The 7,494-nt window shown below is 45.0% G+C and carries 7 protein-coding genes and 1 tRNA gene; 3 read left to right on the top strand and 5 right to left on the bottom strand.

Annotation, left to right across the window (positions count from 1 at the left end; translation table 11 throughout):
- Position 1: 1 nt before the first annotated feature.
- Positions 2-86, top strand: a tRNA-Tyr gene (locus TW84_RS14445).
- A gap of 135 nt (positions 87-221) precedes the next feature.
- Here TW84_RS14445 and treC read toward each other — a convergent pair.
- From treC to gmhB, 5 genes are all read right to left on the bottom strand, one after another.
- Complete coding sequence (gene treC, locus TW84_RS14440; protein WP_045976335.1) at positions 222-1,904, bottom strand: alpha,alpha-phosphotrehalase; 1,683 nt, start codon at positions 1,902-1,904, stop codon at positions 222-224.
- Between the two features lie 85 nt (positions 1,905-1,989).
- Positions 1,990-3,414, bottom strand: a complete 1,425-nt coding sequence (treB, locus tag TW84_RS14435) for a PTS trehalose transporter subunit IIBC (protein ID WP_045976334.1) — start codon at positions 3,412-3,414, stop codon at positions 1,990-1,992.
- A gap of 194 nt (positions 3,415-3,608) precedes the next feature.
- Positions 3,609-4,556, bottom strand: a complete 948-nt coding sequence (gene treR / locus TW84_RS14430; RefSeq protein ID WP_045976333.1) for a trehalose operon repressor TreR — start codon at positions 4,554-4,556, stop codon at positions 3,609-3,611.
- A gap of 52 nt (positions 4,557-4,608) precedes the next feature.
- Entirely contained in the window at positions 4,609-4,947 is a 339-nt protein-coding gene (locus tag TW84_RS14425) for an MliC family protein (protein WP_205622494.1), read from the bottom strand.
- A 59-nt stretch (positions 4,948-5,006) separates the two neighbouring features.
- Positions 5,007-5,558, bottom strand: coding sequence for a D-glycero-beta-D-manno-heptose 1,7-bisphosphate 7-phosphatase (gmhB, locus tag TW84_RS14420; RefSeq protein WP_045976331.1), 552 nt, complete (start codon positions 5,556-5,558; stop codon positions 5,007-5,009).
- A gap of 225 nt (positions 5,559-5,783) precedes the next feature.
- Here gmhB and metN point away from each other — a divergent pair, with 225 nt between their 5' ends.
- Together metN and TW84_RS14410 are read left to right on the top strand one after the other, a co-directional pair.
- A complete protein-coding gene (gene metN, locus TW84_RS14415) occupies positions 5,784-6,818 on the top strand; it encodes a methionine ABC transporter ATP-binding protein MetN (RefSeq protein WP_045976330.1) in 1,035 nt (344 codons plus the stop codon).
- A complete protein-coding gene (locus TW84_RS14410) occupies positions 6,808-7,485 on the top strand; it encodes a methionine ABC transporter permease (RefSeq protein WP_045976329.1) in 678 nt (225 codons plus the stop codon). The genes metN and TW84_RS14410 overlap by 11 nt, the downstream gene beginning before the upstream one ends.
- Positions 7,486-7,494 lie beyond the last annotated feature (9 nt).

The following is a 7,494-nucleotide window of genomic DNA, read 5'->3' as shown; positions in this document are numbered from 1 at the left end:
TGGAGGGGTTCCCGAGTGGCCAAAGGGATCAGACTGTAAATCTGCTGGCACTGCCTTCGATGGTTCGAATCCGTCCCCCTCCACCATTTACAGAAAACCAGCTCAATGAGCTGGTTTTTTTGTACTTATTGAAAATCTAATCACACCTCTATCTCTCTTCTCGCAAGTACAAAAAAGCCCCGACCAATAGCCGAGGCGATAACTAACATCAAAGGGGGAAGTTAGTTGTTTAAAAGAATAATACGTGTTTCATAAGAGCGAAGTACTTGATGCTGAGATACCTTCTCACCAGAAAGCTCATAGTTACATAAAACGTATTGTGCTTTATCGCAATCAAACTCTTCAGGTAAGACGCACTCTGTTTCGTCTGCGTAATAGTTATTCAAACAAATTAGGGTCTGATTTTCTGATTTACGTTGATAACCGAATATCGCCTTATGTTCTGGGTAAAGATCGGTGTAGCTCCCAGTGGTAATCACTTCAATCTCTTTGCGCAATTGAATCAACTTCTGGTAGAAGTAAAAAACCGAGTTACTGTCATCAACGGCTTTAGCTGCGTTCACTTGAGGATAATTTTCTGCCACCGCCAACCAAGGTTGAACCTGAGAGAAGCCAGCATACTGCTCGTCATTCCATTGCATTGGCGTACGTGAGTTATCGCGGGATTTCTGAGCCAGGATATCGATCATTTCTTCGTTGCTGACACCTTGCTGGTTGACCATGATGTCATACATATTGGTACTTTCCACATCGCGATATTGCTCTATCGAGGTATAGCCGGGGTTGGTCATCCCAATCTCTTCTCCTTGATAAATGTATGGTGTACCTTGCATCATATGGACAGAGGCTCCCAACATTTTGGCCGACTCCACTCGATAGTTTTGGTCATCGCCTAAGCGGCTAACAATACGTGGCTGATCATGATTACACCAGAACAGTGCTCCCCAACCTTTGCCGTTCAATCCTGTTTGCCAATGGTTGAAAATCTGCTTTAGTTGTGAAAAGTCAAAAGGCGCTTTGGTCCACTTTTCGCCATTTGGGTAATCCACTTTTAGATGGTGGAAGTTAAACACCATCGACAGTTCTTTGTTATCCAGAGAGGAGTACTGTTGGCAATGCTCCAATGTGGTAGACGACATTTCACCCACCGTAACGCTGCCATATTTTTGGAACACAGCTTCGCTGATTTCCTTTAAGTATTCATGTACACGAGGGCCATCTGTGTAAAAGCGGCGACCGTCACCAATATCATCATTCGGGAAATCTTGCTGCTTAGAAATTAGGTTAATCACATCAAGACGGAAGCCATCCACTCCTTTCTCAGCCCAGAAGCTGATGACCTTTTTCACTTCCTCTCGAACTGTCGGGTTCTCCCAATTAAGATCCGCTTGCTCTTTGGCAAAGAGGTGCAGAAAATACTGGCCCGTTTGCTCATCCATTTCCCAAGCACTTCCGCCAAACTTGGACTGCCAGTTGTTTGGAACGTCACCTTCAACCGGATCTTTCCAAATATAGTAATCTCGGTATGGGCTGCTCTTATCCCCCAGCGCAGATTGGAACCAAACGTGTTCAGTGGAGGTATGGTTAACCACAATATCCATAATGATGCGAATACCACGCTGGTGCGCTTCACTAAGCAAACATTGAAAGTCTTCCATGCTGCCAAACTGAGGGTTAATAGAGTAGTAGTCTGAGATGTCATAACCATTATCAATCATCGGAGACTGATAGACTGGCGTCAGCCAAATAGCATCAATACCGAGCAATTTTAAGTAATCGAGCTTAGAAATGATGCCCTTGATATCCCCTGTTCCCTTACTGCCGCTATCACAGAAGCTCTTCGGGTAAATCTGATATATCGAAGCCGTTTTCCACCAGTTCGCATCATTTGTGATTGTTGTCATTGCTAAACTCACTTACCAAAAAATAAAAAATCGAAAAAATAGCAGGAGCGATCGCGGGAATGCGATCGCTCTTTTTTGTTTGCACTTAAGCGCTTGCAGGCTCTAGCTCACCTTTCATTTGTGCACGCTTGTAGAAGAACAGGGTCAATACTGCCGGTAGTGCAATCGCCACCAGCATTGCAATCGCGTAGATGCCCCAGAATTGTGGTTGGATAGATAAGATACCTGGTAGACCACCCACACCAATACCGTTCGCCATAACACCCGCACTACCACAGATCGCCGCTGCAATTGCACTACCAACCATTGCGCTTAGCATTGGGAACTTGTACTTCAAGTTAATACCGTACATCGCTGGCTCGGTGACACCTAGATAAGCAGAAATCGCCGCAGGTACTGAGATATCGCGTTCACCGTGTTTCTTACTGATGATGATAATACCGACAACCGCTGATGCCTGAGCAATGTTAGACAGTGCAATCAAAGGCCAGATTGGAGTACCACCTAGGTCTTGCATCAACTGCAGATCGACAGCGTTGGTTGTATGATGAATACCGGTAATCACCAAAGGTGCATATAGGAAGCCAAACACCATTGAGCCAATCACTGCGAAATCACCCGTCATTGCTGCTTTTGCGGCGAATGCCACGCCGTCACCCAGTACGCGACCGAACGGGCCAATCAGAGAATGCGCTAATACCACAGAGACGATGATAGAAACGAAAGGAACGACAACCAGATATAGGTAAGAAGGAACAATACGCTTAAGGTTCGTTTCGATAAACGCCAACGCGATACCTGCTAACATGGCTGGAATAACCTGAGCCTGATAACCCACCTTCTCGATAGCAAATAAGCCAAAATCCCATACTTCTGGCACTTGCTTACCTATCAGATACGCATTCATCAGTTGAGGAGAAACCAAAGTGACACCAAGCGTAATGCCGAGGATCGGTGTACCACCGAGTTTTTTCACTGTTGACCAACACACGCCAACAGGCAAGAAGAAGAAAATGGCTTCACCAATTAGCCATAGAAAGCTATGGACAGTCGCCCAGAATTGGCTAATTTCTGTCAATGATTGACCATCAAACATCTTGATGTCGCCAATCACATTACGGAAGCCCAAGATCAGACCACCGGTAATAATTGCAGGTAACAGTGGTACAAAGATCTCAGCAAGATGAGAGATGCCACGTTCCAAAATGTTCATGTTCTGACGTGCAGCCTGTTTGGATTCATCTTTCGATGCTTCAGACTTACCCGACAGTTCAATAAGGACCTTGTACACTTCATCAACTTCAGTACCGACAACAACTTGAAATTGACCCGCATTAGTGAAACAGCCCTTCACCAGCGACAGTGCTTCCAGTGCATCTGTGTCGGCTTTACTTGTGTCATTTAACACGAAGCGGAGGCGCGTCAGACAGTGGCTGACACTGGCGATGTTTTCGCGACCGCCAACCAGTTCTATCAGACGCTCAACTTCTTGTTTCGCAATCTTACTCATATCCTTGTCCACCCTAAATTGGTTTCTCGTTCAGATCAGAAGTCTCTGATCAAAAAGGTTAGTTATAATTTATTTGGGAACATTCCCATTTGTATTTATTATATTGTCAAATCTATCGAAATAGATAAATGGGAACAATCCCATTAATTGAATGAGATCACAGTATAATTTTAAACCATAGAGAAAAGAGAGGGTTAACTCAAAATTGGTTCCTGAGTGAGGTGTACGAGTTCAGATTCTCCATTGAGCTGAGAAATCAGAAGCTTGGCCGCCCTTTCTCCAGCCTGAGCATAACCCGGGTCGATACTGAATACTCTCGGAAATAGAAAAGACAACAGTTCATTGCCACCAACACCTGTGACCATCACATCTTCCCTATCCAATTCTTGAAGACGTTTAATCACACCCAATGCCAAAGTATCACTGGCGCATACAATCGCCTGTGTGGTTTGAGTCAACACTTTATCCACCAAACGATAAGCGCTTTCGTGATGCAAATGGCCTGTTTGATAGTTGGGGGACAATCGATGCTCTGAACACCAATCTAAGTAAGCATTGAGACGAATCTTCCCAGTAGTTCGGTCTGAAGGATCAACACCAATAAAAGCAATCTCGCTCACCGATTGGCGCTGAAGGTGTTCCAGCGCATAACGAATAACACCTGTATTATCGTAGTTGATCGATGACGTTTCATCAGTATCCATGGCAATCACCAGCGAACGATGCTGCCAGCTAGAAAGACGCTCGATGTCAAAATCACTAAAGCCAAACACAATCACGCCATCAACATTGCGCCTGCGCAAAACGTCGAGGTGTTCATTGGTCATCTTGCGGTCAAACTGACTTTCCATGATCACCGCGTCATAGCCGTTACCGTAAAGAACTTGCAGCATACTGCTAACAGCTTTGTTTTCCGAAGGCGAATCAAGACGCGAGATGATGACCCCAACAACTTTCTGACTGCCTCCGCGCATCGCTTGCGCCGACTTAGACGGAACGTAGCCAGACTCTTCAATCACACGCTCAACCTTGGCGCGAGTCTCGGGTTTGACTTTAGGATCATTAGTCAATACACGGGAAACCGTAGATTTACCAACGCCAGAAAGTTTAGCAATATCAAGAATGGTCAGTTTTTTATTCATAATGCAGTGAGTTCGCTCAAAAGACAAAGCAGGTTGTACCAGAAGACTAACGCTATTGTGTTTTACAGTTTTTGTAAACGACTCTGCCCAATTCTAATCGGGCATCATCACCTTTGGTGTGTAGCGTCACTGGATTGAGAATCGGTTTTGTTCCATTATCTAGGATATATTTTGCACCAGAACCAGATGGGACCTGAGCGAGGCGGTAGTCGTGTTTAGGTAAACGCAAAATCGCCGCTTGTTCTTTAATTAGGTAAGCGACCTCAAACTGTTTGTTCGATGCACACTGGTAGGTCACGAATGGTTGCTTTTCATCGGCTTTGCGTTCAATCGCCGAGTAGCTGCACCCAAATAATGTCACTCCTGCCAGCAACCCTAACAACGCTTTCATTTTCATCCACACTCTCCAATAGAAAAAGGCCGCCTCAAGCGACCTCTTTTCTCGGTATTTTACTTAGCTAAATAGGCAGGGACTTCTTTGATACTGTCCAGTACAACAGAGGCAATCGCCTCACCTTTTTCCGTAACAGGCTTACCAGTACGTACTAAAATACGCGTACCTACTTCAGCGGCTTCTGCTGCCATCATATCTTCAGCTTTATCACCGACCATAACAGAATTCGCCATATCGATTTTGAGGAAATCACGCGCAGAAATGAACATGCCAGGCTTAGGTTTGCGGCAATTACAATCTTCTTTGTACTTACCCTGACCATGTTCGGCATGATGTGGGCAATAGTAGAAGCCATCAAACTCAACATCATGATCAACAAAATTCCAATCCATCCACTGCGTGAGTGATAGGAAACGGTCTTCACTGAATTTACCACGAGCAATACCCGACTGGTTAGTCACCAATACAAGCATGTAGCCCATCTCTTGGAGCTTTTTAGTCGCTTCAAATACGCCATCAATAAATTCAAAGTCGTGCTCGTCATGAACATATCCGTGGTCAACGTTAATTACACCATCACGATCCAAAAAGACTGCTGGTTTCGCCAAAATTTGCTTCTCTATCTACTATTTATTTCCAGAATTATTACACGCTTTATTTCTTTCATCACTATCTAATTACTAATCTGTTTGGTTGCAATGAACGTTTAGACGTCTAGCCGTAAAAATATCTATTGACACAATTAGTGCAAAACCATAGCATCCTCTACTAAATGAGAGGTAGTTCAAAATTATCTACTTTTTCCCAAAAGCAGTCTGATAGTGGATTTCTCAATGATAGAAATTAATCAAGTAAACAAAGTATTTCTTCAAGGAAATAAAGAAATACATGCCTTGAAGGACATCAACCTTCATATCTCACAGGGAACAATCTTCGGTGTAATTGGCTCATCAGGAGCAGGGAAAAGTACGCTTATTCGATGTGTCAATATGCTGGAAGCGCCAACGTCAGGCTCCATCATTGTCGACGGTATTGATCTTACCAAGCTGTCAAAATCAGAACTGAGCGAAACACGCCGTAACATCGGTATGATCTTCCAACATTTTAACCTACTGTCATCTCGTACCGTATTTGACAACGTTGCCCTGCCACTTGAGTTAGCGGGCAAAGATAAGGCGCACATTAGCGCTAAAGTGACTGAGCTGCTCAAACTGGTAGGCCTCTCTGATAAACATGAAAGCTACCCATCGAACTTGAGCGGTGGTCAAAAGCAGCGCGTCGCTATTGCACGTGCCCTAGCTTCCGATCCAAAAGTGTTGCTGTGTGACGAAGCAACGAGTGCATTGGATCCTGCAACAACACAATCGATACTTGAGTTGCTCAAAGAGATCAACCGTAAACTGAATATCACTATGTTGCTCATCACCCACGAAATGGACGTGGTGAAAAGTATCTGTCATGAAGTGGCAATCATTGGTGGCGGGGAATTGGTTGAGAAAGGTACTGTTGGTGAAATTTTCGCCCATCCTAAAACTGAACTGGCGCATGAATTTATCCGTTCTACGCTTGATCTGTCTATTCCGGATGATTATCAGACACGCCTGCAAACGACCCGCGTTGAAGGCAGTTATCCATTGGTGAGACTCGAATTTACCGGAGCTACTGTAGATGCACCGCTCGTCAGTCAGATTGCTCGTCAATTCAATATCGATGTCAGCATTCTGAGTTCTGATCTTGATTACGCTGGTGGCGTCAAATTCGGCATGATGGTCGCAGAGCTGTTTGGTAACGAGCAAGATGACAATGCGGCGATTGAATTCCTCCGTGAACACAATGTAAAAGTAGAGGTACTGGGTTATGTCCTTTAACACAATTTCAGAGTGGCTAAGCCTTAACAGTAGCCTTTTAATTGGTGCGACTTGGGAAACCCTCTACATGGTCTCAGTCGCAGGTATCGTTGGCTTTGCCGTTGGTATTCCATTAGGTGTTATCCTTCATACCACCAAAAAAGGCGGCCTACTTGAGAACACCAAGCTCAATAGCATTCTCGGTGCTATCGTCAACGTCGGTCGCTCGGTGCCGTTTCTAGTTTTAATGGTAGCCATCATCCCAGTCACTAAAGTTCTCGTCGGCACGTTTATCGGCACCACGGCGGCTATCGTGCCACTGACTATCGGCGCCATCCCATTTGTTGCTCGCCTTATTGAAGGGGCACTACTTGAAGTACCAACAGGCTTAGTAGAAGCAGCTCAATCAATGGGGGCAACTCCAATACAAATCATCAACAAGGTACTGCTTCCTGAGGCAATGCCAACCATAGTGAACTCAATCACCATCACATTGGTCACCCTAGTGAGCTATTCCGCTATGGCCGGAACAGTTGGGGGTGGCGGATTAGGTGATGTCGCGATTCGCTACGGCTTCCATCGCTATGATGTGGTCATCATGGCTGTAACCGTGGTAATGCTCATCGTCTTGGTGCAAATCATTCAGTCTATCGGCGATGCAATTGTTCGCCGCGTCGATCACAGATAATAAATTTAC

The organism is Vibrio neptunius, from assembly GCF_000967495.1.
GTDB classification, from domain to species: Bacteria; Pseudomonadota; Gammaproteobacteria; order Enterobacterales; family Vibrionaceae; genus Vibrio; species Vibrio neptunius.
The sequence above is the reverse complement of the archived record's forward strand: the minus strand, read 5'-3'. Positions and strand labels throughout refer to the sequence as shown.

Coding starts and splice junctions, on each gene's coding strand:
- metN (WP_045976330.1), top strand. CDS start 5,784: ATGATAGAAATTAATCAAGTAAACAAAGTATTTCTTCAAGGAAATAAA.
- treR (WP_045976333.1), bottom strand. CDS start 4,556: ATGAATAAAAAACTGACCATTCTTGATATTGCTAAACTTTCTGGCGTT.
- treC (WP_045976335.1), bottom strand. CDS start 1,904: ATGACAACAATCACAAATGATGCGAACTGGTGGAAAACGGCTTCGATA.
- TW84_RS14410 (WP_045976329.1), top strand. CDS start 6,808: ATGTCCTTTAACACAATTTCAGAGTGGCTAAGCCTTAACAGTAGCCTT.
- treB (WP_045976334.1), bottom strand. CDS start 3,414: ATGAGTAAGATTGCGAAACAAGAAGTTGAGCGTCTGATAGAACTGGTT.
- TW84_RS14425 (WP_205622494.1), bottom strand. CDS start 4,947: ATGAAAGCGTTGTTAGGGTTGCTGGCAGGAGTGACATTATTTGGGTGC.